The organism is Streptomyces sp. NBC_01477, from assembly GCF_036227245.1.
Lineage (GTDB): Bacteria > Actinomycetota > Actinomycetes > Streptomycetales > Streptomycetaceae > Actinacidiphila.
The window spans coordinates 461093-486277 of the sequence record NZ_CP109445.1; the positions used below are offsets into that span (position 1 = coordinate 461093).

Annotated in this window: 23 protein-coding genes; 11 read left to right on the forward strand and 12 right to left on the reverse strand. The window is 72.9% G+C overall.

Features of this window, described 5'->3' with window-relative positions; translation table 11 throughout:
• Positions 1-20: 20 nt before the first annotated feature.
• On the reverse strand, positions 21-725 hold the full coding sequence (locus tag OHA86_RS01860; RefSeq protein ID WP_329171835.1) for a succinate dehydrogenase cytochrome b subunit: 705 nt from the start codon (positions 723-725) through the stop codon (positions 21-23).
• A gap of 93 nt (positions 726-818) precedes the next feature.
• Between OHA86_RS01860 and OHA86_RS01865 the strand changes: the two genes are divergently transcribed.
• The gene (locus OHA86_RS01865; protein WP_329171837.1) at positions 819-1703 is read left to right on the forward strand and encodes a LysR family transcriptional regulator; all 885 of its coding nucleotides are present in this window, start codon (positions 819-821) and stop codon (positions 1701-1703) included.
• A 406-nt stretch (positions 1704-2109) separates the two neighbouring features.
• Complete coding sequence (locus tag OHA86_RS01870; RefSeq protein ID WP_329182167.1) at positions 2110-2523, forward strand: winged helix-turn-helix transcriptional regulator; 414 nt, start codon at positions 2110-2112, stop codon at positions 2521-2523.
• Positions 2524-2868: 345 nt separating this feature from the next.
• Here OHA86_RS01870 and OHA86_RS01875 read toward each other — a convergent pair whose 3' ends face one another.
• Positions 2869-3495, reverse strand: a complete 627-nt coding sequence (locus OHA86_RS01875; RefSeq protein WP_329171839.1) for an RraA family protein — start codon at positions 3493-3495, stop codon at positions 2869-2871.
• A gap of 97 nt (positions 3496-3592) precedes the next feature.
• On the opposite strand from OHA86_RS01875, the gene OHA86_RS01880 reads away from it, so the two are divergent.
• Positions 3593-4402 (forward strand): helix-turn-helix domain-containing protein, encoded by an 810-nt coding sequence (locus OHA86_RS01880; RefSeq protein ID WP_329171840.1) that lies wholly within the window; start codon positions 3593-3595, stop codon positions 4400-4402.
• 35 nt (positions 4403-4437) lie between these two features.
• On the opposite strand, the gene OHA86_RS01885 is transcribed toward OHA86_RS01880, so the two are convergent.
• Positions 4438-6498, reverse strand: coding sequence for a phosphocholine-specific phospholipase C (locus OHA86_RS01885; RefSeq protein WP_329171841.1), 2061 nt, complete (start codon positions 6496-6498; stop codon positions 4438-4440).
• A 288-nt stretch (positions 6499-6786) separates the two neighbouring features.
• Between OHA86_RS01885 and OHA86_RS01890 the strand changes: the two genes are divergently transcribed.
• A complete protein-coding gene (locus tag OHA86_RS01890; RefSeq protein ID WP_329171843.1) occupies positions 6787-8385 on the forward strand; it encodes a purple acid phosphatase family protein in 1599 nt (532 codons plus the stop codon).
• Positions 8386-8599: 214 nt separating this feature from the next.
• Complete coding sequence (locus OHA86_RS01895) at positions 8600-9268, forward strand: pyridoxamine 5'-phosphate oxidase family protein (protein WP_329171845.1); 669 nt, start codon at positions 8600-8602, stop codon at positions 9266-9268.
• A 21-nt stretch (positions 9269-9289) separates the two neighbouring features.
• On the opposite strand, the gene OHA86_RS01900 is transcribed toward OHA86_RS01895, so the two are convergent.
• Positions 9290-10018: a class I SAM-dependent methyltransferase gene (locus tag OHA86_RS01900; RefSeq protein ID WP_329171847.1), complete on the reverse strand. Its 729-nt coding sequence runs from the start codon at positions 10016-10018 to the stop codon at positions 9290-9292.
• A gap of 263 nt (positions 10019-10281) precedes the next feature.
• Here OHA86_RS01900 and OHA86_RS01905 point away from each other — a divergent pair, with 263 nt between their 5' ends.
• Positions 10282-11751: an MFS transporter gene (locus tag OHA86_RS01905; protein WP_329171849.1), complete on the forward strand. Its 1470-nt coding sequence runs from the start codon at positions 10282-10284 to the stop codon at positions 11749-11751.
• A gap of 42 nt (positions 11752-11793) precedes the next feature.
• On the forward strand, positions 11794-12486 hold the full coding sequence (locus OHA86_RS01910; RefSeq protein ID WP_329171851.1) for a TetR/AcrR family transcriptional regulator: 693 nt from the start codon (positions 11794-11796) through the stop codon (positions 12484-12486).
• A gap of 438 nt (positions 12487-12924) precedes the next feature.
• On the opposite strand, the gene ykgO is transcribed toward OHA86_RS01910, so the two are convergent.
• On the reverse strand, positions 12925-13047 hold the full coding sequence (gene ykgO / locus OHA86_RS01915; RefSeq protein ID WP_329171852.1) for a type B 50S ribosomal protein L36: 123 nt from the start codon (positions 13045-13047) through the stop codon (positions 12925-12927).
• A 108-nt stretch (positions 13048-13155) separates the two neighbouring features.
• Between ykgO and OHA86_RS01920 the strand changes: the two genes are divergently transcribed.
• Positions 13156-13413 (forward strand): hypothetical protein, encoded by a 258-nt coding sequence (locus tag OHA86_RS01920; RefSeq protein WP_329171853.1) that lies wholly within the window; start codon positions 13156-13158, stop codon positions 13411-13413.
• A 234-nt stretch (positions 13414-13647) separates the two neighbouring features.
• Positions 13648-14598 (forward strand): GNAT family N-acetyltransferase, encoded by a 951-nt coding sequence (locus tag OHA86_RS01925; protein WP_329171855.1) that lies wholly within the window; start codon positions 13648-13650, stop codon positions 14596-14598.
• A gap of 11 nt (positions 14599-14609) precedes the next feature.
• Here the strand turns inward: OHA86_RS01925 and OHA86_RS01930 are convergent, their stop codons facing one another.
• Positions 14610-15527, reverse strand: coding sequence for a LysR family transcriptional regulator ArgP (locus OHA86_RS01930; RefSeq protein WP_329182169.1), 918 nt, complete (start codon positions 15525-15527; stop codon positions 14610-14612).
• A gap of 69 nt (positions 15528-15596) precedes the next feature.
• Here OHA86_RS01930 and OHA86_RS01935 point away from each other — a divergent pair, with 69 nt between their 5' ends.
• Positions 15597-16208, forward strand: a complete 612-nt coding sequence (locus tag OHA86_RS01935; RefSeq protein WP_329171856.1) for a LysE/ArgO family amino acid transporter — start codon at positions 15597-15599, stop codon at positions 16206-16208.
• Positions 16209-16227: 19 nt separating this feature from the next.
• Here OHA86_RS01935 and OHA86_RS01940 read toward each other — a convergent pair whose 3' ends face one another.
• Together OHA86_RS01940 and OHA86_RS01945 are read right to left on the reverse strand one after the other, a co-directional pair.
• Entirely contained in the window at positions 16228-18309 is a 2082-nt protein-coding gene (locus OHA86_RS01940) for a SpoIIE family protein phosphatase (RefSeq protein WP_329171858.1), read from the reverse strand.
• Positions 18310-18478: 169 nt separating this feature from the next.
• A complete protein-coding gene (locus OHA86_RS01945; protein ID WP_329171859.1) occupies positions 18479-19525 on the reverse strand; it encodes a LacI family DNA-binding transcriptional regulator in 1047 nt (348 codons plus the stop codon).
• A gap of 402 nt (positions 19526-19927) precedes the next feature.
• Between OHA86_RS01945 and OHA86_RS01950 the strand changes: the two genes are divergently transcribed.
• Positions 19928-20764 (forward strand): aldo/keto reductase, encoded by an 837-nt coding sequence (locus OHA86_RS01950; protein WP_329171860.1) that lies wholly within the window; start codon positions 19928-19930, stop codon positions 20762-20764.
• 84 nt (positions 20765-20848) lie between these two features.
• On the opposite strand, the gene OHA86_RS01955 is transcribed toward OHA86_RS01950, so the two are convergent.
• The 4 genes from OHA86_RS01955 to OHA86_RS01970 form a co-directional block, all read right to left on the reverse strand.
• Entirely contained in the window at positions 20849-21856 is a 1008-nt protein-coding gene (locus tag OHA86_RS01955; RefSeq protein ID WP_329171862.1) for a LacI family DNA-binding transcriptional regulator, read from the reverse strand.
• Between the two features lie 127 nt (positions 21857-21983).
• The gene (locus OHA86_RS01960; protein ID WP_329171864.1) at positions 21984-23036 is read right to left on the reverse strand and encodes an ABC transporter substrate-binding protein; all 1053 of its coding nucleotides are present in this window, start codon (positions 23034-23036) and stop codon (positions 21984-21986) included.
• A 47-nt stretch (positions 23037-23083) separates the two neighbouring features.
• On the reverse strand, positions 23084-24124 hold the full coding sequence (locus OHA86_RS01965) for an ABC transporter permease (protein WP_329171866.1): 1041 nt from the start codon (positions 24122-24124) through the stop codon (positions 23084-23086).
• Positions 24121-24936, reverse strand: coding sequence for an ATP-binding cassette domain-containing protein (locus tag OHA86_RS01970; protein ID WP_329171868.1), 816 nt, complete (start codon positions 24934-24936; stop codon positions 24121-24123). The genes OHA86_RS01965 and OHA86_RS01970 overlap by 4 nt, the downstream gene beginning before the upstream one ends.
• Positions 24937-25185: the final 249 nt, after the last annotated feature.

A 25185-nucleotide genomic window follows, 5' to 3' on the forward strand; every position in this document is an offset into this window, starting at 1 on the left:
GTCAGCTTCACTCAGCTCACTCAGCTCACGAGTCCGGCCATGACGCCGACGGGGACGGCGATGAAGCCGGCCGTCAGCACCAGGGCGAGGGCGTCGGCGGTGCCTTTCAGCACCCGGTCGCGGGTGGCGCTGCCGGCGCCGAGGGTCTGGGCGGCGCTCCAGAAGCCGTGCCGGATGTGCAGGCCGAGGGCGAGCATCGCCGCGATGTAGATGACGTTGTTCCACCAGTCGTGGAAGGCGGCCACCACGTTCTGGTACGGGTGGCCGGGCTCGAAGCCCGACTGGACGGTCCCGGTGGTCAGGTCGAGGATGTGCCAGACGATGAACAGGCCGAGGATCACCCCGCCCCAGCGCATCGTGCGGGTCGCGTAACTGCTGCGTGCCCGGGTGCGGACATAGCCGACCGGCCGCGAGCGCAGGTCCCGCCGGCTGAGCTGGTACGCGCACACCGCGTGCGCCACCACCGCGGCGACCAGGGCGACCCTGATGATCCACAGCGCCCACTCGTAGTGCAGGAACGGCTCGCCGAGGGTGCGCAGCCAGTGGGCGTAGCCGTTGAAGGTGCCGGGGCCGAAGAAGATCTTCAGGTTGCCGAACATGTGGACGACCAGGTAGAGCAGCATCACCAGGCCGCTCACCGCCATGACGGTCTTCTTGCCGACAGTCGATCCCCAGACCGTGCGGACCATCGACGGCCGCCGGTCCGGCCGTGTTGCCAATGCCATGAACACGACGCTACGGCCGGGGGTGACCAGTGGTCCAAGACATGATCAGGCTGGACTCGATAGGCGATGACTATCGAGGGGTACGCTGGCGGTATGCAGTTCCAGCAGCTGGCGTACTTCGTGGCCGTCGCGGACGCCCGGCATTTCACCCGGGCCGCCGAGGCGGTGCATGTCTCGCAGCCGTCGCTGTCCCAGCAGATCAGGGCGCTGGAGAAGGAGCTGGGAGCGGCGCTCTTCAGCCGGGCGCGCGGCAATATCGCGCTCACGGACGCCGGCGAGGCGCTGCTGCCGCTGGCCCGGCGGATCCTGGCCGACGCCGACACCGCCAGGCACGAGGTGCTCGAACTGGCGCAGCTGCGCCGGGGCCGGGTGCGTCTCGGCGCGACGCCGAGCCTGGCGACCGGGCTGCTGCCCGATGTGCTGCGCGCCTTCCACGACCGGCACCCGGGCATCCGGCTGATCATCGAGGAGGGCGGCTCGCACGACCTGGTACGCCACCTGGCGCGCGGGGCGCTCGACCTGGCGCTGATCGTGCTGCCGCTGCCGAGTCCCTCGCCCGCGCTGACCACGGTGGAGCTTTTCCAGGAGGACCTGGTGGTGGTCTCGTCGGCCGCCGACGAGGCGCCGGCCTCGCCGCTGCGGATCGCCGATCTCGAAGGACGCCCGATGGTGATGTTCCGGCACGGCTACGACCTGCGGGACCTCACGCTGGCGGCGTGCAGGGCTGCGGGCTTCGAGCCGTACTTCACCGTCGAGGGCGGTGAGATGGACGCGGTGCTCGGCTTTGTCCGGGCGGGCCTCGGGATCGGGGTGGTGCCGATGACGGTTGCCACCCGGGCGGGCCACGATCTGCGGGTGACGCGGTTGGCTCCGCCGGGTCTGCGCAGGACGGTGGCCCTGGCGCACCGCAGTGACGTGGCGCCGCCCCGGGCCGCGCGGGTCCTCCAGGACGTCCTCCTGACAGCGAGCTTTCCCTGACGGGGCCGCCCGGGGACTTCCCCCCGCCCAGCCCGTGGGGGCCGCATCCCGGGACCGCATGCACCGAGCACGCCGAGGACGGAGGCGACAGTCGGCGAGCCGCCCGCCGAGCAGCAGGAAACCGCCGAGGACGGTGCCGTACGCGGTGACGACGAACCGCAGATCGCCGTCGGCCATGTCCAGGCTGCGCCGGATCGAGGGCAGCGCCACGTTCACGATCGTGACGTCGAGGCAGACCATCGACTGCACCACGCAGAGGAAGGCCAGGATCAGGCCCGGTCGTTCGGTGACCGGAGCGCGGGAGGAACGGCTGCGCTGGGAAGCGGCGGCGGTTGTCATGCCGCGAAGCTGGCAACGCGAATATAGTAGGTACCCAGAGGATAGTGACTACCCCGGAGGCGCCGCCATGGCCGACACCGCTCCCGTTCTCGGCCGCCCCACGGGCAAAAGGGCGGCGAAGGTCCACGCCGAGCCCTGTCCGGTCAGCCCGGTGGTCGACCTGGTCTTCAGCCGCTGGACGACGCCCATCCTGTGGCTGCTCAACGAGTTCGGACGGCAGCGCTTCGTGGAGCTGGAGCGCCGGATCGGCACCATCACCCCGAAGGTGCTGACCCAGCGGCTGCGGCAGATGGAGCGCGACGGCCTGGTCGTCCGCACGTACCACCCGGAGGTGCCGCCGCGGGTGGAGTACGAGATCAGCGAGCTGGGCCTGAGCCTGGCACCGCTCTTCCAGCACCTGGTCGAGTGGTCGCGCGCCCACCTCGACGAGGTCGCGGCGGCCCGGGCCGACTACGACGACCGCGGCCAGCCGATGCCCTGAACGGGACCACTCGGCCCGGGCGCTCGGCCCCCGGCCGGCGGAGCGGCCCAACCCGCCCCCGCCTCAAGGCGGTCGGCGTCTTGTGGACAGCACCCACGGCAGGTCCGCCTTACCAACCGCGCCCGGGGACGCAGCGCAGAGAGGCCACGCCCATGGACGCCGCAGACGTACCGCGGACGGCTCGTGCTGCCCGCGCGACGGCCCGGCGCGCTACGGCCGGCCGTCAGGCGACCGCTTCCGGGGCCGCCCGGCAGCCGCGGCCGAACGGCGCCCCGCCGGCGTGGCACGGGCGGAGGAAACGATCGGCACCACCGCCCTCGCCCTCACCTTCAGGGTGAGACCCGGTCAGTCCTGGTAGCCGTTGTCGGCCAGGATGCGGTCGATACGGGCGCGGTGCGCGGCCTCCCAGGCGTCGAGGCTCTCGCCGGCCTCCTTCACCAGCTTCTTCCGGGCGTCGGCCAGCACCTGCGCCGCCCGGGCGGCCGGGACGACGGCGACGCCCTCCTCGTCGGCGACCACGATGTCGCCCGCGTGGACCTCGACGCCCCCGCAGCGCACCGGGCCGCCGTGCGGCACGACCGCCGACTTCTCTCCCGGACAGGGGACGATGCCCCGCGCGAAGACCGGGAATCCCATCGCGCGGATCTCGCCGAGGTCGCGGATCACCCCGTCGATGACGAATCCGGCGATGCCCCGGCGGTGCGCGACCGCGCACACGTTGCCGCCGGCCACCGCGTGGTCCACGTCGCCGCCGGACTCCATGACGATCACCGAGCCGGGCGCCGCCCGGTATATCGCCGCGTGCAGCATGAGGTTGTCACCGGGCGGACAGCCCACGGTGAAGGCAGGTCCCGCGATCCGCGGCCCCGGCCCCCACAGCGGCCGTACGCCGGCGTCCATGACCTGGCCGCGCCCCAGCACATCGGCGAGGGTGGTCGGGGGGATGTCCCGGAATTCGTTCGCGTCGTCCATGCTCACCCTTCGTCCATGCCCCTGACCAGGGCAGCTTCGTTCGCACGCTACCCGACGGCCGGCGCCGCCCCCGCTGGGGACTTGTTACCGTTCCGCTGTGAGCCGATCGCGTACCGGGACGGAGGTCCACGCCTGGCGGCCGGCCGTGGCGGGGATCACCGAGGTGCTGCACGCGCACTTCGCCGAGCACGCGTATCCGGTGCACACCCATGACACCTGGGACCTGATGCTGCTGGACGACGGCGCCGTGGACTTCGCGCTGGACCGCAGGCGGCACGACGCGACGGACGCCGGGCGCGTGGTGCTGCTGCCGCCGGGGGTGCCGCACGACGGGCGTTCGGTCGGCGGGCTCGGCTTCCGCAAGCGGGTGCTGTACCTCAGCACGTCGGTGCTGCCCGAGGCGCTGGCGGGACCCGCGGTGGACGGGCCGATCCTGGGCGACGCGGCACTGCACGACCGGGTGCACCTGCTGCACGGGGCGCTGCGGCACGACGGGGACGCGCTGGAGGCCGAGTCGCGGCTGGCCTTCGTCCGCGAGCGGCTGCTGACGCATCTGGACGCCCGCCGGCCGCCCCGGCGGGACCGGGCCGACCACCGTCTCGCGGTACGGCTGCGCGAACTGCTGGACTCCCGGGTGCGGACCGGCCTGTCGCTGGAGGAGGCGACGGCGATCCTGCACGCCCACCCGACGCATCTGATCCGCTGCTTCACCCGGGCCTACGGGCTGCCGCCGCACACGTACCTGACCGGGCGGCGGATCGACCGGGCGCGCGCGCTGCTGCTGGCCGGGGAGCGGCCGGTCGACGTGGCGGGCGCGGTCGGCTTCTACGACCAGGCGCATCTGAGCCGGCACTTCACCCGGCACATGGGGGTACCGCCGGCCCGCTTCGGGCGGCGCGGCACGTAGGGCCCGCGCCACCCGGGGCCCGGGACGGCGCCGGATCAGCCGGTGGCGATGGCCGGGTCGCTCACCCCGGGCCTGCCGTTCTCCACGTGCCCGGCCAGCCGCCGCAGATAGCCGGGGTCGTAGTCGGCGGTCACGGCGAGGTCGTACCAGCGCCTGCTGCGGCCGAGGTCGACGGCGTGCGTCTCGCGGCGGCCCGCGCGGACGGTGTACGCCGTGCGGTGGCCGTCGTAGGAGTTGCGGACGGTGAGGCGGACGTCCTGGGTGCCCGGGTTGGTGAAGGTCAGCTCGATCCGCCCGGCGGCGGCGTCGTGGCGGGCGGTCACCTCGGGTCCCGCGTGGGCCGCGGAGCCCTTGAAGGTGCGCAGGAAACCGGCCGGGCCGTACGCCGTCAGGTCGTACGCGCCGCCCTGGGCGGTGGTGTCCCAGCTGCCGGAGAGCTTCTTGCCGGCCTCGGCGGTGTACGTCCACGGGCCGTCGGTGCGGCCCGCGGCGGTCACGTGGAAGCACACGCCGGCGGCCACCCCGCCGCCGAAGGTGAGGGTGACGCGTTTGTTGGAGGGTGTCACGGCCGCGTCGACCTGCGGGGCGTACGGCAGCGGGCGGGTGGGGCGGCTGCCCTTCTCCTGCACCGGCAGCGCGGGGTGGGCGGGCGGCACCGGCACATAGCTGTCGTGCCGGTCGCGGTCGGGCGGCTGGTAGGCGTCGGTGTCGGGCAGCGGCGCCGGCCTGCCGTGCGTGAGGCCGAAGTCGAAGGCGGAGGTGAGGTCGCCGCAGACCGCCCGCCGCCACGGCGAGATGTTCGGCTCGCGCACCCCGAAGCGGCGTTCCATGAAGCGCACGATCGAGGTGTGGTCGAAGACCTCGGAGCAGACGTAGCCGCCGGTGCTCCACGGGGAGACCACCGTCATCGGCACCCGCTGGCCCAGCCCGTAGGGACCGGCCGCGTAGGTGCCGTTGCCCTCGAAGACCTCCAGGTCCGTGCTGACGGTGGAGGCGCCGCGGTGCTCGGCCGGCGGTGCGAACGGCGGCACGACGTGGTCGAAGTAGCCGTCGTTCTCGTCGTAGGTGATGAACAGCGCGGTCCTGCTCCACACCCCGGGGTCGGAGGTGAGCGCGTCGAGGACCTGCGAGATGTACCAGGCGCCGTAGTTGGCGGGCCAGTTGGGGTGTTCGGAGAAGGCCTCGGGTGCGGCGATCCATGAGACCTGCGGCAGCCGGCCCGCCGTGACGTCGGCCTTGAGGACGTCGAAGAGGCCGTCGCCCGCCTTCGCGTCGGTGCCGGTGCGGGCCTTGTCGTAGAGCGGGTCGCCGGGCTGGGCGTTGCGGTAGTTGTCGAAGTACAGCAGCGAGTTGTCGCCGTAGTTGCCGCGGTAGGCGTCCGGGATCCAGCCCCAGGAGTTGGCGGCGTCCAGGCCGTCGCCGATGTCCTGGTAGATCTTCCAGGACACGCCGGCCTTCTCCAGCCGCTCGGGGTAGGTGGTCCAGGAGTAGCCGAGTTCGGAGTTGTCCAGGACCGGGCCCGCGCCCTTGCCGTCGTTGCCCGTCCAGCCCGACCACATGTAGTAGCGGTTGGGGTCGGTGCCGCCGATGAACGAGCAGTGGTAGGCGTCGCAGATGGTGAAGGCGTCGGCGAGCGCGTAGTGGAACGGGATGTCGTCCCGGGTCAGATACGCCATCGTGCCCGCCGACTTGGCGGGGATCCAGCGGTCGTAGCGGCCGTCGTTGAAGGCGGCGTGGCTGCCGGTCCACTCGTGGTTCAGGCCCTCGATGAACTGCAGGCCCAGGTCCTTCGCGTCCGGGTGGTACGGAAGGACGTCCTTGCCGCTGCCGTCCGGCTGATACCAGACCGGTCTGCCGTTCGCGAGCCGCACCGGTCGCGGGTCGCCGAAGCCGCGCACTCCGCGCAGCGAGCCGAAGTAGTGGTCGAACGACCGGTTCTCCTGCATCAGGACGACGATGTGGTCGACGTCCTTGATGGTGCCGGTGCGGCGTCCTGCCGGGATCGCGGCGGCGCGGCTGATGCTGCTGGACAGGGCGGTGAAGCCCGCGGTGGCGCCGGCGATCTGCAGGAAGCGCCGCCGGGTGGGTTCGGCCATGGCTCGGAGTACCTCTTCGCAAGGGGAGGGTGCGGGGGCGTGAAGGGCGATCCCCACAGCAGCGACCGCAGACGACCTGCCCGTGTCGCCGGAGTGACAGCCCGCGGTACGCATCACGAACAGCCATGCCCGGTAGGGGAGATGCGGAAGCGCGGGGCCGGGGGGGCGGTCCGGGCGGTCGCCGGCCCCGCCGTCTTCCGACGTGATCCGGACAGGCGGTGTTCAACCGGCCGTCGCCGGGGGGCGCGAGTCTTCACGCATTCGCAGCCCATGCACCAAGGAGCAACGATGGTCGCACAGATGGACACACCGGAGCCGTCGGGAGACCGCCTCAGCCGGCGCACCGCGGTCGGCCTGCTCGGCACCGCGGGAGTCGGCGCGGTCGCCGTGCCGCTGCTGAGCGCGGGTCCCGCCGCGGCGGCGCCGGCCGGGGCGCCCGCCTTCCACCCCACCCCCGACGCGAGCGGCGCCCCGCCCGTACAGGGCCTGCATCTGACCTTCGGCAAGGACCCGGCCACGCAGATGGTGGTGTCCTGGCTCACCGACGGGCCGGTCAAGCGCCCCCGGGTGCTGTACGGCACGCTCGGCCACGGTCTCGGCTCGGGCGCGTCGGCGCAGACCCGGGTGTACACCGACGGCAAGTCGGGCCGGGTGGTGTACGTCCACCACGCCCTGATCAGCGGGCTGCGCCCCGGCACCGACTACCTCTACCTGGTCTCGCACGACGGTGCCACGCCGGACAGCGGCACCTTCCGCACCGCGCCGCGCGGCCGTCAGCCGGTGACCTTCACCAGCTTCGGCGATCAGTCAGCCCCGCAGGTGACCTGGGCCAGCGACGGGACGGCGGCCTTCGACGCGAACTCCACCCCGGCCACCAAGGACATCGTGACCGGCATCGAGCAGGTCGCGCCGCTCTTCCACCTGCTCAACGGCGACCTGTGCTACGCCAACCTGGACGTGGACCGGGTGCGTACCTGGAACAACTTCTTCACCAACAACACGCGCTCGGCGCGCTTCCGGCCGTGGATGCCCGCCGCGGGCAACCACGAGATCGAGTCGGGCAACGGCCCGATCGGCCTGGGCGCGTACCAGACCTACTTCGACCTGCCGTCGACCGAGTCCGACGACGAACTCGCGGGCCTGTGGTACGCGTTCACCGCGGGCTCGGTGCGGGTGATCGTGCTGCAGAACGACGACATCGCGCTCCAGGACGGCGGCGACGTCTATGTGCACGGCTACTCCGGCGGACGCCAGCGCGCCTTCCTGGAACGGGAGCTGAAGGCGGCCCGGCGGGACACCGGCATCGACTGGATCGTCGTGGCGATGCACCAGGTGATGATCAGCTCCTCCGACGCCAACGGCGCCGACCTGGGGCTGCGCGCCGTCTACGGCCCGCTGTTCGACCGCTACCAGGTGGACCTCGTGGTGTGCGGCCACGAGCACAACTACGAGCGGTCGCTCGCGGTGCGCGGGGTCGTCAGCGGCAGCGAGACGCTGACCCCGAACCCGGCGTCGGCCAGGACCGACGACATCGACACCGGCCTGGGCACCGTCCACATGGTGCTGGGCGGCGGCGGTGTCTCGGGCACCACCAACCAGTCCTTCTTCAAGGACGGCACCGCGAAGGTGATCACCGCCGTGGCCGCCACCCGCCCCGAGGGCGGCAAGCGGGCCGCGACGTACGTCAAGGAGCAGGCGGTGTGGACGGGCGTGCGCGACATCGAGCACCCGTACGGCTTCGCCGCCTTCACGGTGGACCCGGGCCGCTTCCCCGGCGACACCACCAGGATGCACGTCACCTACTACAACGTGAACAAGCCGCACGGCGAGCTGTCGGTCTTCGAGAAGTTCACCCTGCACCGCAAGCGGTCGGACGGCCGCCACTGACCGGGGCCGGGTGACCACGGACGGTCCGCGGGATGTCCTCCGCGGACCGTTCCCGCGACGGCCGGCGGGCCGCGAAGTGCCCGGCGGCCGGTGCGCGAGGCACTGCCCGGGCCGATAAAGCCGCGCCGCCGCGTGGCGCCGGGGCGCCTCCTGCGGGACCCTGGATGTACGGGCTGACATCCTGCCCGGACGCGGGCGGAGGGAGGGTCCTCCAATGGCCGGTCGTACGAGCACCGACGGACACCGGGCCGACCGGGATCCGATCGTGCGGCGCATCGCCGAGCGCCGCGCGCAGCTGGGCCTGAGCGAGAGCGCCCTGTCGACCCGCGCAGCCATGTCACCCCGCTATCTGCAGCACCTGCTGGACACCGGTCCCGGTTTCGACCCCGGCGGACTGCTGCGGGTCGCCGCCGCGCTCGACCTGACCTACCAGGAACTGCTGGAGGGCCGCGGCGCCCCGCCGCCGGGTCAGCCCGGCCCGGGACCCCGGCCGGTGCTGGAGCAGCTGACCGCGGCCGAATGCTGGGACAAGCTCGGCACCCACGGTGTGGGCCGGGTCGCCGTGCCGGTCCAGCCCGGTCCCGCGGTGCTTCCGGTGAATTACACGGTGGACGATGGAGCGATCGTCTACCGGACCTCCCCCGGGGACGCGGCGGCGCCCGCCCCGGGTGAGGCGGTGTCCTTCCAGGTCGACCGGGTGGACGACCACCTGAGCCGGGGCTGGAGCGTCCTGCTCACCGGCATCGCGGACCGGATCGAGGACCCCGCGCAGATCGAGCGGCTCGCCGCGCGCGCCGCCGAGCCGTGGGCGGGCGGCGACCGGGCGGTGTGGATACGGATCCGGCCGGGCAGGGTGACCGGGCGCACCGTCGACACCAGGTGAAGGCCGTGCCGCCCGGCGCGCTCAGCTTCTGCGGGCCAGCACCAGGGCGGCCCGCGGGCTGCCGTCCTTGCGGCGGCCGAAGCCGTCGAGCGCGGTGACCTCCACCTCGAAGCCGGCCGCCGCCAGGTCCTCGCGCACCGCGGAGAGCGGAAAGGTGCGGTAGTACATCACGAAGGGTGGGCGCCACAGCGCGTTGCGCACCCGCATGGCGCCGTCGAAGCCGGCCATCGCCCAGTACCAGGGCGAGGTGACCGGCGGCGGCGCGCCGACCGGGAAGGCGAACAGCCCGCCGGGGCGCAGCGCCCGGTGCACCTGGGCGAAGAGCCCGGGGCGCTCGGCGGGCAGGAAGTGCCCGAAGGCGCCGAAGCTCACCGCCAGGTCGAAGGCCGCGTCGAAGGGCAGCGCGCGGGCGTCGGCCCGCACCCACTGCGGCGCCGGTCCCCCCGCGGCCGGCCCGACGTCCCCGGCCGCCCGCGCCAGCATCCCGGCGCTGAAGTCCACGCCGGTCAGCCGCTTGCGGCACAGCGGGGCGAGCGCCCGCAGCCCCGCGCCCGTACCGCAGCACAGGTCGAGCCCTGCGTCGAAGGGTCCGAGCGGTGCGAGCGCGGCGGCGGTCGCGTCGAGGAAGCGGTCGGGCGTACGGAATGGGGTGTGGTCGAACGTCGGCGCGAGCAGGTCGTAGCCGCGGTCGACGGAGGACAGCGCCTGGACGGCCAGCTCGCGCAGTGCGGGTCCCTCGGGTGAGAACACCCGCTCAGGATAGGCCGACCGCCCGCGGCCGTTCGGGGCGTCGCGGGGAGCGCGGACGGCCGGGACCCCTCCCACTGCCTCGACGAGCGGGCCACGCCGGACCGGGCGCAAAGGCTCAGGTCATGTCCGGTGTGCGCGGGCGCCCGGAAAATTCCCGAGTCGGGTGTGCGGTTTCCCTCATCGTCATGAAACGGAATCATCATTCCTGATCCCTTATCCTGTTCCGGAATGATCGTTCCGTTTCATCTTTCTGAAGGAGTTCCATGGCGTCCGAGGCCCGGCGCACACACCACCAGGTCACGTTCGCGGTCCTTGCGGCCGGTGTGAGCGCGTACGCGCTGCTCCAGTCCCTGGTCACCCCGGTACTGCCGACGATCCAGGCCGACCTGCACACCACCCAGAACACCGTGACCTGGGTGCTGACCGCCTACCTGCTGTCCGCCTCGATATTCACGCCGATCATGGGCCGGGTGGGCGACATGATCGGCAAGGAGCGCGTCTTCGTCGCGACGCTCGTCGCCCTGGCCGCCGGGTCGCTGCTCGCGGCCCTGGCGACCAATGTGACGGTGATGATCATCGCCCGGGCGATCCAGGGCATCGGCGGCGGCGTCCTGCCACTGGCGTTCGGCATCATCCGCGACGAATTCCCGCGCGACAAGCTCAACGGGGCGGTCGGCATGATCGCCTCGATCCTCGCGGTCGGCGGCGGCCTGGGCATCGTGCTCGCGGGACCGATCGTCAACGCGCTGGACTACCACTGGCTGTTCTGGCTGCCGATGATCCTCACGCTGATCTCGGCAGTGGCGGCCCACTTCTTCGTCCCCGAGTCGCCGATGCGCACGCCGGGCCGGATCAGCTGGGCGCCCGCGGTGCTGCTGTCCGCCTGGCTGGTGGCCCTGCTCGTCGCGCTCAGCCAGGCCCCGGTGTGGGGCTGGGGCTCGGGCAAGGTGCTCGGCCTGATCGCCGCGGCCGTGGTGCTCGCGGTGGGCTGGGTGCTGGTCGAGCTGCGGTCGGTGACCCCGCTGATCGACATGAAGATGATGGCCCGCCCCGCGGTGTGGACCAACAACCTGGTGGCGCTGCTGGTCGGCGTCGGAATGTACGCGGTCTTCGCCTTCCTGCCGGAATTCGTGCAGACCCCGAAGTCCACCGGCTACGGCTTCGGCGCGAGCATCACCCAGTCCGGGCTGATCCTGCTGCCGATGTCGGTGGCGATGTTCATGGTCGGCCTCGGTGCGAACGGCCTGGCCAACCGCATCGGCGGCAAGAAGGTCGTGCTGATGGGCTCGCTGATCGGCGCCGTGTCGATGGCGCTGCTGGCCTTCGCCCACACCAGCACCTGGGAGTTGTACGTGGCCACCGCCATCATGGGCGCCGGCTTCGGACTGACCTTCGCCGCGATGTCCAGCCTGATCGTCAGCGCGGTCCCGCCCGCGCAGACCGGCGTGGCCAGCGGCATGAACGCCAACATCCGTACCATCGGCGGCTCCATCGGTGCCGCGCTGATGGCCAGCGTCGTCACCGCGAGCCCTGCCGCGGACGGCCTGCCGAAGGAGTCCGGCTACACCAACGGCTTCGCCATGCTGGGCGGCGCCATGGTGGTCGCGGCCATCGCGGCGACGCTGATCCCGGTCGGCCGGCGCACCAGCCGGATCGACTTCGCCGACGAGCCGCAGCACCCGGAGCTGGCGCTGATCCCCGGGGGTACCGTCGTAGGGGACAAACCGGAATGAGCCGGGGGGCGGCGGGTATCGGGCGGGAGTGAGTGAGCGACGATGACTGGACACGCGCGCCCGGCGGTACCGGCGCCGGCACCAGGGCCCGCGGCGGCCGAGCAGGACCCGCCCGCCCGGCCGCTCCGGCGGGACGCGGTACGCAACCACCAGTTGGTGATCGACGCGGCGCGGGAGGTGCTCTCCGAGTTCGGCACCGACGCCAGCATGGAGCTGATCGCCTCGCGCGCCGGTGTCGGCGTCGGCACGGTCTACCGGCGCTTCCCCAACAAGGAGGCGCTGGTCGACGAGATCGCCGGGCTGATGCTGAGCGAACTCACCGAGGTGGCCAGGCGGTCGCTCGCCCTGCCCGACGGATCGGGCCTGGAAGCCTTCCTGCGGGTCATCGGCCGCTCGCTGAGCAAGCACCGCGGCTACGCCGACAAGCTCGTCGGCCACTCCAAGACGGCCTGCGTGGAGGTGCTGCGCGACCGGATCACCGAACTCCTGGTCCAGGCGCAGAAGTCGGGGCGGGTCGCGCCCGGCGTCGAGCTGGGCGACATCATGGCACTGATCTGGGGCCTGCGCGGCATCGTCGAGACCAGCGGGGCCGTCGTACCGGACGCCTGGCAGCGGCAGTTGGACATCCAGCTGGCGGGCCTGCGCTCGGTGGCGGTGCCGCAGGACGGGCCGCCCGCGGTGACGCGGGCGCAGCTGCGGCTGATCGGTGCCGGGGGCCCGTCCCCGCGGACGTGACGGCCGCTTCCCCGGCGGGAGCCGGGGGCGGCCGGGGGCGGCCGGAGCCGGGGGCGGCCGGAGCTGCGGGCGCAATCCCAATATTCACTTCAGGTGGTCTGGACCTCAGCCGCCTCGGCACGGCATAGTGGGCTGCGCAAGATCAACGGCTGGTCAGGAGCCGGGTGATCCGCGTCGGCCCGGGCGCCGCGGTGATCCGTCACCGACCCCCGTCTGCGGTGTCGCGCGCCGAACACCCGGCGCGCGGCCGCGGCGGTCAGGGGGCCTTCCGGCATCGCACCGGCGCCACATGCCGGTGCGATGCCGTGGCAGCGGTCCAGGGCGCGGCGCGCCGCCGCAGCTGTGGGATTCCGCGGGTCGCACCGGTTGGGGCTGCCGCGCTGCGGCCCCGACGCGGGGCGTCAGGGCCGAGCGGCGCTGCCACGGTCTGCGGCCCGGTCAGCCCTGGCGGGCCTTGGAACGCGGGTCCTTGCGGTTGATCACGTAGACCCTGCCGCGCCGGCGCACGATCTGGGCGCCCGGACGGTTCTTCAACGACCGCAGCGAATTGCGTACTTTCATGGGGGCGCCTTTCTCTTCGTGCACTCGTCATAATCGGTTGTGCACGCACCACAACGGCAGCGCCCCCGCATTCATTCCGCGCGGCGCGTCCCGCACGGAGGAGACGGCATGAGCGACGAGCCTTCGCACCACGAGGAGCCGGACTTCTCACCGGGTTTCTCCAGCCCGGACTTCTCCAGTCCCGACTTCAGCGGACCCGACTCCGCGATCGGCGACTACACCCCGCCCGACTACGTCGTCCCGCCCTTCGAGGGCCCGGACTACGAGGCCGAGGACACCGACGACCTCGTCCCCGACGAGGCGGGCTTCTCAAGTCCGGGGTTTTCCAGCCCGGACTTCACGACGCCGGGCGCGATGGGGGAATAGGCCCGCTACGGGCCGGGGTCGGCCCCGGCCCGGTGGGAGCCGGCCCGCGGGTACGGTCGGCCGGGGCGTACGCCCCCGGCGGCGCGGGACGGGCCGGCCGACGGCCCCCGGCCGCACAAATGCCTCGCGCGACGGACGGTCGCGGTGTTGACTGCCGCAGTGCCCGCAGCGCCCGCAGCGCCTCGTGTGCGCGGGGCACCACGACCCGACCCCCCTGCCCGCGGAGCGAACAGCTTGACCCTGGTGAAGAACGACCTGACCGTGCGCCCGATCGCCGGGCCGGAAGAACTCGGCCTCTTCTCGCGACTGCACTACGTCCTCAACGACGAACTGGCCGACGACCTCGCCCAGGGCCGCCGGCGCCCCGAGTGGATGTGGGTCGCCCTGCGCGGCGACCGCCTGCTGGCCAGGGCCGCCTGGTGGAGCCGTACGGGCGAGCGCGACCCGCTCTTCCTCGACGTCCTCGACCTGGACGACAGCGCCGCCGACCCCGACCTGCTGGACGTCGCCGAACACCTGGTGCGCGCCGCCACGGCGAAGGTCGTCCCGGCCGGCTCCCGGCCGCCGGAGTACAACCGCTTCGTCCCTGCCGACTGGCGGGACCTTCCCGCGGCCACGCGGGCCGTCGGGGACCGCATGACGGTGCTGGAGCGGACCGGTGCCCGGCTCCTGGTCGAGCGGCTGCGGCTGGAATGGCGCCCGGGCACGCCGGTCCCCGCGCCCGGCGGCCGGCTCGCCTTCCGGCGGGTGCGGGACGCCGAGGAGATCGTCAGCCTGATGACCGCGGTGCTCGACGGCACGCTCGACGCCCACAGCCGCGCCGACCTCGCCGCGATGACGCCCCGCGAGGCGGCGCTCACCCACTACGAGGGCGAACTCGCGCTGTACACCAGCCCGCGCGACTGGTGGCGGATCGCGACGCTGCCGGGCGGCGACCCCGTCGGCTTCGTCGTCCCCGCCCGCAACAGCTACCACCCGGTCATCGCCTATATCGGCGTCCTGCCCGCGCACCGCGGCAAGGGCTGCGTCGACGACCTGCTGGCCGAGGGCACGCGGATCCTCGCCGCCCACGACGCCCCCCGTATCCGGGCGGCCACCGACCTGGGCAACGTGCCGATGGCCCGCGCCTTCGAGCGCGCCGGTTACGTGAATTTCGAGCGCAGCGTCACGATGACCTGGCCCTGACCGCCCGCGGCTCACCGGCGCCGCGGCGGCCCCTGGGCCAGGGCCCCGGCGGCGGCACGGGCGACGGCGGTGGCGAGGGCGGCCAGCGGCGGGGAGTCGAGCTTCCACTGCTGCCAGTGGAGGGGCACGTCCATGGCGTGCCCCTCGGCGAGGTCGACCAGGGTGCCGCCGGCGCGGTGCGGGCCGGTCTGGATGTCGGGGAGCATGCCCCAGCCGAGGCCGGCGGCGACGGCGGCCACGAAGGACTCGGACGAGGGCACGTAGTGGCGGGGCTGGCCCGAGGTGGGGCGGCCGGGGGCGAGGGCGCGCAGGAAGCCGTCCTGGATGTCGTCCTTGCGGTCGAAGACCACCATGGGCGCGGCGGGCAGCAGTTCGGCCAGCGGGCCGTGCGCGAGGTGGCGGGCGGCGAAGGCGGGGGTCGCGCAGGCGCGGTAGGTCATCAGGCCGAGCGGGCGTACGGAGCAGCCCTGCACGGGCTCGGGCGAGGAGGTGACGGCGGCCATCACCCGGCCCTGGCGCAGCAGCAGCGCGGTGTGGTCCTGGTCGTCGCGGTGCAGGTCGAAGCAGACGTCGAGGGTGCGCGCGGTCTCGGTGAGCGCGGGCAGGAACCAGGTGGCCAGCGAGTCCGCGTTGACCGCGACCGCCAGGGTGGTCGGCCCGGCGGCGGTCAGGCCCAGTTCGGCCGCCGCGTCCTCCTCCAGCCGGGCCAATTGCCGCCCGAAGCGGACGACGACCTCGCCGGAGGCGGTCAGCCGTACCGGCTTGGAGCGCAGCAGCAGGACCCGCCCGGTGCGCTGTTCCAGGGCCTTGACTCGCTGGCTGACCGCGGAGGGCGTCACATGGAGGCGTTCCGCCGCCGCCTCGAAGGTGCCCTCGTCCACGGCGGCGAGCAGCGTACGGACCTGGTCCAGGGGCAGCCCGCTCGTCATCACGATCGCTAATCTTAGCTAAGAAACCTTAGCTGGACTGAAAGTGCCGGTGCTTCCTAGCATCGGCCCATGAACACGGCGCTCCTCGCGGCCCTGGCCGGACTCGGCACCGGCATGTCACTCATCGTGGCGATCGGTGCGCAGAACGCCTTCGTGCTGCGCCAGGGCATACGCCGCGAGCACGTCGCCGCGGTGGTGGCGATCTGCGCGCTGTCCGACGCCGTCCTGATCGCGGCCGGCGTCAGCGGCATCGGCTCCGTGGCCGGGGCCTGGCCGTCCGCGGTCACCGTGACCGGCTGGATCGGCGGCGCCTTCCTGCTGTCGTACGGTCTGCTGGCCGCCCGCCGGGCGCTGCGGCCGGAGCGGCTGGAGGCGGCGGGCGCCGCGGGCGGCTCGCTGCGGGCCGCGGTGCTCACCTGCCTGGCGATGACCTGGCTGAACCCGCATGTCTACCTCGACACCGTGCTGCTGCTCGGCTCGGTCGCCAACGGCTACGGCGGGGCGCGCTGGCCGTTCGGGGCCGGGGCGGTGGCCGCCAGCTTCGTGTGGTTCAGCGGTCTCGGCTTCGGCGCCCGGCTGCTGGAGCGGCCCTTCTCCCGGCCGGGTTCCTGGCGCGTGCTGGACGTGGTCATCGCCTGCACGATGATCACCCTGGGGGTGCTGATGGTGGCGCGGACCTGAGCGGTGCCGGCGGCGGCCGTCAGGCCGGGTGCTCGGCCCGCACCCGGCCCCGCGGGACCGGCCGGAAGCCGATCACCGCCGCGTCGTCGCGCCGGTCGGCGGCGGCGGCCAGCAGCCGGGCGCACAGCGTGGCCAGCGACACGCCCTGGCGGCGGGCCTGCTCGGCGTGCGCGGCCAGCGCGGCCATGCCCTCGCTCAGGTCGGTTCCCGGGACCTCGATCAGACCGTCGGTGTAGAGCAGCAGGGTCTCCCCGGGCCGCAGCTCGTGGTGCCAGGTGGTGCGGGCCATCCAGGGGGCCACGCACAGCGGCAGGTCGGGTCCGCCGCCTTCGAGGAATTGCGGCGTCCCCGCGGCGGACAGCAGCAGCGGCGGCGGGTGGCCCGCGTTGGACCAGGCCGCGTGCCAGCCGCCGCCGGGCAGCGGTTCCAGCCGGGCGTGCACGGCGGTGACCAGCGGCGCGATGTCCAGGCCCTCGGCGACCCGGTCGAGCCGCACCAGGCTCTCGGCCGGGGTGTTCAGCCGGGACCGGTCGAAGGCGATGACCCGCAGCATGCTGCGCAGCTGGCTCATCGAGGTGGCGGCCTCCAGGTCGTGGCCCGCGATGTCGCCGATGGTGAGGGTGACCGAGCCGTCCGGCAGCAGCAGCGAGTCGTACCAGTCGCCGCCGATCTCCGCGGTCCTGCTGGCCGGCTGGTAGTGCGCGGCGATCTCGGCGCCGGGCACCCGGGGGGTGGGGGTGAGCAGTGCGCGCTGGAGGGTGAGCGCGGTGTGCCGGGTGCGCTGGAGTTCCATGGCCTGCCGCAGCGGGTCGCGCACCTCGCGCAGCACCTCGCCGAGCATCTGGAGGTCGGCGGGGCCGGGCGGCGGGCTGTCCGCGCAGGCGGCGGCGACGGCGAAGGCGACGACCGCCGTGTCGATCTCGACCGGCACCACGGTGATGCTGGTGGCGCGGGCCTCGCGCAGCCACGCGGCGGACAGGTCGGGCAGTACGCCGTCGGGCGGCTCGCCGGCGGGGAAGGTGAACAGCCGGGGGCGACCGCTCGCGATGACCTGCCGGGTGATCGGGCCGACGGACGCCGGCCGGTGGCTCAGCGGGGGCAGCGGGGGCAGCCCCTCGCGGGCGCTGGAGGCGATCCGGGTGACGGTCAGGTCGCCGCCTGAGCCGGGCCCGCCCGCCGGTGACAGCAGGAAGACCCCGCACGCGTCGGTCAGCTCGGGCACCACCGCGTCGGTGACGGCGGCGAAGGCCTGCGGCACGTCGCTCGCCGCGATCACGGTCGCGACCTTGGCCAGCAGCTTCTCGCGCAGCCGGTTGCGCCACTGGTCCTCGACGTCCGCGGTGGTGCCGATCCACTCGACGGTGACCCCGTCGCGCACGATGGGCACCGCCCGGGACTGCACATGGCGGTGGAGACCGGCCGCGGTGCGCATCCGGAAGGTGCACACGAACGTCGAGGGGTCGCCCCCGGCCGCGTCCCGCCAGGTGTGCATCAGCCGGCCGCGGTCGTGCGGGTGGACCGCGGACAGCCAGTCCTGGTCGATCACCGGCCGCCACGGGATGCCGGTGAACTCCTCGAAACCGCCGACCAGCTCCTGGATCTCACCGGTGGGCTGCATCAGCCAGACGATCTGGCTGACCGCGGACATCAGCGCCTCGTAGCGCTGCAGCGCCTGGTGCCGCTGCTCGGACAGCCACTGCGCGTGCTCGGCGGCCGTCACCTGGGCGGTGGTGTCGATGGCCACCGCGAGCACGCCGGGACCGTACCGGGACACCACGGGCGAGCAGCTGTAGACGAAGTGGCGGACGCCGGGCGCGCCGGGCGCGCTGCCGTCGGTGGTGCGGGGGGAGGTGACCTGGCGGGCGATGTGGCCGCGGAAGACCTCGTTGAGCATGGTGATGAAGGGGGCCGCGGCAGGTTCGTCGAACGCGTCGCGGGCCGGGACGCCGAGCCGGCGGGGGCCGAACAGCACGCGGAAGGCGTCGTTGTAGTAGACGAGCAGGTGCTCGTCGCCCGCGGTCATCGCGATGGGCACGATGGCGCTGTCGAACACCTCGGGTTCGAGTTCGGGCACGCCCGTGTCGTGGCCGCTACGGCTCATCCTCCGATCATCCCGCGCGGCGGAGCGGGGGGCGCGCCGAAGCACCGCCGGGACGCCGGACCTCGGGGGCGGGCGGGGCGTGGGGCTGCTCTCGCCGGCAATCACGGGAGAGCGCTCTCCCCAGAATCCCGGGCCTCCCGATGCGTCCGGTACGAGCCCGCGGTACGCCTCAGGCGGAGGCGCGCACCACCAGCCGGGTCGGGGTGATGATCGAGGACACCGCGGGCACGCCGTCCGGGTCGGTCGACGGCTCCAGGGCGTGCAGCAGCAGCTGCGCCATCAGCCGGCCCATCTCCTCGATGTCCTGCCTGATCGTGGTCAGCGGCGGGTCGGTCCACTCCGCCACCGACACCATGTCGTCGAAGCCGACCACCGCCACGTCGTCCGGCACCCGCCGGCCGCGGGCCCGCAGCACCCGCAGCGCGCCCGAGGCCATCACATCGGAGGCGGCGAAGACCCCGTCGAGGTCGGGAGAGCGCTCCAGCAGCCGCTCCATGGCCCGGGCGCCCCCCTCGGGCGTGAAGTCGCCCTCGGCGATCATCGCGGTGCCGATACCGGGCAGCACATCGCGGAAGCCGTCGAGCCGGTCGACGGAGGCAGGCTGGTCCAGCGGTCCCGCTATGTGCACGATCCGGCGGCGGCCGAGCGCCAGCAGGCGGCGTACCGCGTCCCGCGCGCCGCCGCGGTTGTCGCAGTCGACGTAGAGGGTGCGGCGCCGGGTGTCCGGGTCGGGCCAGGTGGGACGGCCGCCGATCACCGTGGGCACGCCCGCCTTGCGGGCGATGACCGGCAGCGAGTCGTCGGCGTGCAGCGAGAAGATCAGCGCGCCGTCCACATGCCCGCCGGTCAGATAGCGGCCGACCCGCTCGTGGTCCGCGGCGCCCCCGGTGAGCAGCAGCACCAGCTGGTTGTCGTGCGCGGCCAGCTCCCTGCTGATGCCGCGCACCTGCTGGGCGAAGAAGGGGTCGGTGAAGAACCGGGACTCGGGTTCCGCTACGACCACGGCGATGGCGCCGTTGCGCCGGGTGACCAGGGTGCGGGCCGCCTGGTTGGGCACGTACCCGAGTTCGTCGACCGCCGCGCGCACTCTTTCCGCCAGCGGTCCGCGCACCCCCGCTCCCCCGTTGACCACCCGCGACACGGTGGCTCGCGACACCCCGGCCCGCGCCGCGACGGCTTCGAGCGTGGGGCGGGAGACGGGGGACGGAGCGGACAACGGGGAGTCCTCCTTCGCGCGGCGGAACGCGGGACGGAACGCGGAACAGCACGAGCACCCACGGGAAGCGCGGGCCCCGTGACGGACGGTGCACAGGCGGTGGCCAGCCACAGCGTATCGGCTCGCCGCCCGCCGTGAGAGCGCTCTCCGAAAGAGGCGGCCGCCCGCTCGGACGCCGCGGGAAAGCCGGGCACGGCCGTCGCGGGCAGCCGGCGGGCAGCAGGGGAGCCAGGTCAGGGGGTTGCCGGGGAGCTGTGCGGGAAGCCGCCGGGAGGACGATCCCGCGATCCGCCGTTACGGTGGGTGAGGGGCCGCGCTCCGGTCGCCGGGCCGTGGCCGGCGGTGGCGCCGCGGGACCGCCGGAAGCAGCAAGGACAGCCAAGGCGAGCAAGGGAAGCACCCATGACCCACATCCCCGGTCTCACGCTCAACAACGGCATCGCGATACCGCAACTGGGCTTCGGGACCTACCAGATCGAGCCGCAGGACACCCGGGAGGCGGTGCGCACCGCACTGGACATCGGCTACCGGCACATCGACACCGCGCAGATGTACGGCAACGAGAAGGAGGTCGGCCAGGCCGTCAGGGACTCGGGCCTGCCGCGCGGCGAGGTCTTCGTCACCAGCAAACTCAACAACGGCCACCACGCCTACGGGGACGCGCTCTCCGCGTTCGCCCGCACCCTGGACGACCTCGGGCTCGAATACCTCGACCTCTTCCTCATCCACTGGCCGCTGCCCGAGGTGGGCGACTACGTCGAGACCTGGAAGGCACTGGAGGAGATCCTGCGCTCGGGCCGGGTCAAGGCCATCGGGGTGTCCAACTTCCAGCCGCACCATGTGGAGCGGCTGCTGAAGGAGACCGGCACCGTCCCCGCGGTCAACCAGATCGAGGTCCATCCGTATCTCACCCAGGACGACGTCCGCGCCTTCGACACCGCCCACGGCATCGCGACCGAGGCGTGGTCGCCGATCGCCCAGGGCAAGGTGCTGGACGACCCGGTGATCACGGCGATCGCCGAGCGGCTCGACCGTACTCCCGCGCAGGTCACGCTGCGCTGGCATCTGCAGCGCGGGGACATCGTCTTCCCCAAGTCCGTGACGCCCGCCCGGGTGGCGGAGAATTTCCGGCTCTTCGACTTCGACCTCGCCCAGGACGACGTCGACGCGATCAGCGCGCTGGACCGCGGCGAGCGCACCGGCCCCGACCCGGACACCTTCAACTACGTACCGGGCTGATCCCGGCCGTCCGTGCGCCCGGCGCGCGCTATGCGCACGCCGGCGCACACGCGCCCCCGTGGATGCGCCCCCGGAATCCCCGCCTCAGCCGGCCGCCGTGCGGAATTCGCCGGAGCCGCGGACCACGAAGCGGGTGAGCAGCACCACCGAGCGCGGCGCCGAGCGGTCGCCCGCGATACGGGAGAAGAGCAGGTTGGCGGCGGTGCCGCCGAGGGCCACCGGGTCCTGGCTGACCACGGTCAGCGGCGGGGTGAGCCGTTCGCCGAGCGGCAGGTCGTCGAAGCCGACCAGGGCGAGCGGCGCGGGATGGTCCAGGCCGTCGAGGACGCCGAGAGTGATCAGGTCGTTGCTGGTGAACAGCGCGGTCGGCGGGTCGGGCAGTGTGCGCAGCACGGCGAGTGCGTCCCTGGCCTGCGGGTGGGAGCGCAGTTCGTGCCGGACGAGCGCGGGGTCCTCGGGTATGCCATGGGCGGCGAGCGCGTCGAGGTAGCCGGCGTAGCGCTCGGCCTGCGTCCAGATGTCGAAGCGGTCGCCGAGGTAGGCGATCCGGGTGTGGCCGTGGCCGAGCAGGTGGGTGACGGCCCGTCCGGCGGCGGCCCGGTTGTCGACGGTGACGGTGTCGACGGCGAGGCCCTTGGCGGGGCGGTCGACACAGACCACCTGCGTACCGCCGTCCATGGGGCGTTTGAGGAAGCCGTGGCTGCCGATGGTGGGGACGATGATCAGGCCGTCCACCTGGCGGGCGGTGAAGGCGGCGATCACCTCGCGTTCGCGCTGCGGCTCGTCATTGGTGCTGCCGACCAGCACCACATGGCCGCGGCGGTGGGCCTCGTCCTCCACCGAACGGGCCATCAGGGCGTAGAAGGGGTTGGCCAGATCGTCCACGACCAGGCCGATGGTGGAGGTGCCGAGGTTCTTCTGGCGCAGGCTGCGGGCGTTGTCGTTGCGCTGGTAGCCGAGTTTGCGCACTGCCTGGCCGACCCGGGCGGCCGTCTCGGGGGCGACCCCCGCTTCGCCCGCGACGACCCGGGAGACCGTCATGGGACTGACCCCGGCTGCGCGGGCCACGTCCTTCATCGTCGGGCGTTTCACGGGCCTCCTCGTCGCTGTGCCGGCCGGCCGGGCCGGTGACCGGCCGATACCGGTGACCGGCGGCCGGCCGGCTCGTGCGTCGATGATGGCAGGCGGGGCTCCGGGCGGGTGACCGGGCTCCCCCGGTTCAGCAGGCGGCTTGGTAGAAGAACTTCCTGATGTCGGGCTGGTCCATGTTCGCCTTGGTGATGGCGACCATGTCGGTGCCGATCCTGGTGGTGACCTTCTTCTTGTCGATCGCGGCGAGCGCCTGGTCGACCCCCTGCCGGCCGATGGCGCCGGGGTCCTGGGCGACCAGCACGTCCAGGGTGCCGTTGGTGAGCGCGGTGATCTCGTCGGGCTCCGCGTCGAAGGCGGCGACCTTGACCTTGCCCTGCTTGCCCGCGGCCTGGAGGCCGGTGGCGATGCCCTGGGCGGTGTTGGTGTTGCCGGCGAAGACGCCGCCGAGGTCGGGGTGGGCGGCCAGCGTGGACTGGATCTGCGAGGCGGCGGTGGCGGGCAGGTCGTCGTCGTAGAGCACCGGAAGCAGCGTGATGGCCGGGTGGTCGGCCTTCATCTCCTCGGTGAATCCCTTGATACGCGCGTCGGTGGTGGACACACCCGGCTTGACGCTGATCACGATCGCCGAGCCCTTGTCGCCCATCAGCTGGGCGAGGGACTTCGCCGCGGTCCTGCCGCCCGCCTCGTTGTCGGACGATATCCGGGACACGCCGATCGCGGTGTCGGTGACCTCGGTGTCGACCAGGACGACCTTGGTGCCCGCGCCCTGGATCTGCTGGAGCGAGGGGGTCAGGGCCGCGGTGTCCACCGGGGAGATCAGCAGGCCGCCGGGGTGGGTGGCGGCGACCGAGTCGATGATCGGGCGCTGCACGGCGACGTCCCACTGGGCGGAGCCGTTGACGGTGAGCTTGACGCCGCGCTTCTCGGCCTCCTGCTGGGCCGCGCAGGACATGGTGATGTAGAAGGGGTCGCTCTTGACGCCGGTGATGAGGTCGAGCGACGTCGAACCCGAGCCGCCGGATCCGCCGCCGCAGCCGGCGGTGGTCGCCGCGGTCAGGGCGAGGACCGCGCAGCAGCCGGCGAGCCTCGTCGCTCTTCCGGCCGTGCTCCTGGCCGTGCTTCCGGTCGTTCCGGTCGATCCGGTCGTTCCTCCGGTCGGGCGCGTGCTGGTCGGGCGCATCGCGGACAGCCTTTCGGTGGGGGCGGTGGGGTGGGCGCGACGACGGGTCAGCCGTGGTCCCTGCCGCGTCTGCGGAACTGGTCGAGGTGGACGGCGGCGACCAGGACGACGCCGATGGCGACGTCCTGCCAGTACTGCTGGACGCCCATGATGATCAGGCCGGTGCTGAGCACCGCCGGGATGAACATGCCGATGACCGTGCCGAGTACGGATCCGCGCCCGCCGAAGAGGCTGGCGCCGCCGAGCACGACGGCGGTGATGACCTTGAGGTTGTCGGTGGAGTGCCCGGCGATGGAGGTGGTGCCGAAGTAGGCCAGCCACATCACGCTGCCGAGGCCGGACAGCAGGCCCACCAGGGCGTAGACCTTGATCAGGTGGGCGTCGACGTTGATGCCGACCCGGCGGGCGCCTTCGGGGTTGGAGCCGATGGCGTAGGTGTAGCGGCCGAAGCGGGTGAAGGCGAGGACCAGGCCGAAGACCAGGGTGGCGCCGAATGCGATGACGACCAGCCACGGGATCTGGCCGAAGAGCTTGCCGAAGCCGATGGTGCGCTGGAGCCTGCCGGACACGGCGCCCGCCGGGTCCTGGCCGCCGGTGATGATCTGGGCGGCGCCCAGTGCGGCGCCGAAGCCGCCGAGGGTGACGATCAGCGGGGGGACTCTGGCCTTGGCGACCAGCCAGCCCTGGAGGGCGCCCCACACCAGGCCGGTGGCCAGCGCGATGAGGGTGCTGACCGCGATGGCGCCCCAGCCGGAGTTCGCGCCGCCGTGGTGGATGGTGTATTCGGCGGACAGGACGGCGGACAGCACCAGGACGGAGCCGACGGACAGGTCGATGCCGGCGACGATGATCACATAGGTCATGCCGACGCCGAGCACCAGGTAGATGGCCGCGTTGGTGGCGATCTGGGTGATGTCGTAGCGGGTCAGGAAGGTGCTGGGCCGGGCGGCGGTGAAGAATGCGACGAGCAGGGCGAGGACGCCGAAGGTCCAGGCCTCGTTGGCGGCGGCGAGCCGGCGCAGCCAGGGTGGTACGGCGGGCCTGCGGGCGCTCTGCCGCCGGTCCTTCGCGGGAGCCTCGGCGGTCATTCGGCGCCGTCCTTTCGCAGGGCGTCAGCCCCGGGACCGCCGTCGGCCCCGGAGTCGGGCTCGCCGTCCAGCGCGCCGGTCATCGCGCCGACCAGTTCCTCGACGGTGGTATCGGCGGCGGTGAAGCGCGCCACCCTGCGGCCGAGCCGCAGCACCTCCACCCGGTCGGCGACGGACAGCACTTCCGGCATGTTGTGGCTGATCAGGACGACGCAGATGCCGCGGTCGCGCACCCGTCTGACGGTGTCGAGCACCCGGCCGCGCTGGAGTACGCCGAGGGCGGCGGTCGGCTCGTCCATGAAGATGATCCGGTTGGCGAAGGCCACCGCCCGGGCCACGGCGACGGACTGGCGCTGGCCGCCGGACAGCGTGGCGACCGGGGCGCCGACGTCCTGGAGGTCGACGCCCAGTTCGGCGAAGGCGGTGACGGCGGAGCGGCGCATGGCGGCGCGGTCGAGGACCCCGAGCCGGCCGAGCAGGCCGCCGCGGAAGAGCTCCCGGCCCAGGTGCAGGTTGGCCGCGGCGTCGAGGTCGGGCGCGAGGGCCAGGTCCTGGTAGACGGTCTCGATGCCGTACCGCCTGGCGTCGAGCGGGCTGGCCAGCTCGACGGGGCTGCCGTCGACCAGGATCTGGCCGCCGTCGGGTCGGATGGTGCCTGACAGGGTTTTGACGAGGCTGCTCTTGCCTGCGCCGTTGTCACCGACCAGGGCGACGACCTCGCCCGGGTAGGCGGTGAAGTCGGCGTCCTGGAGCGCCCTGACGTGACCGAACCGCTTGGTCAGGCCTCGGGCTTCCAGGAGTGGTTGTGCCATCGGCTGTCTCCCAGCGTCGTGGTCACGCGGTGCCTTGGTAACGTTCGCAAACGTTCCGGGATTGTGCGGGCGCGCTGACGGCGTGTCAATACGTCGCGCGGGAGGCCGCCTTGAGCCCGCGGTGGCGGCAGCTGAACCGGCTTCCCGGTCACCGTGCGGACCCTTGACATCACATCAGGTACACATCAAAATGCTGATTCGCTTGGTAACGTTCACATCCCCCCTACGAGCATCCCCCCATGCCCCGAG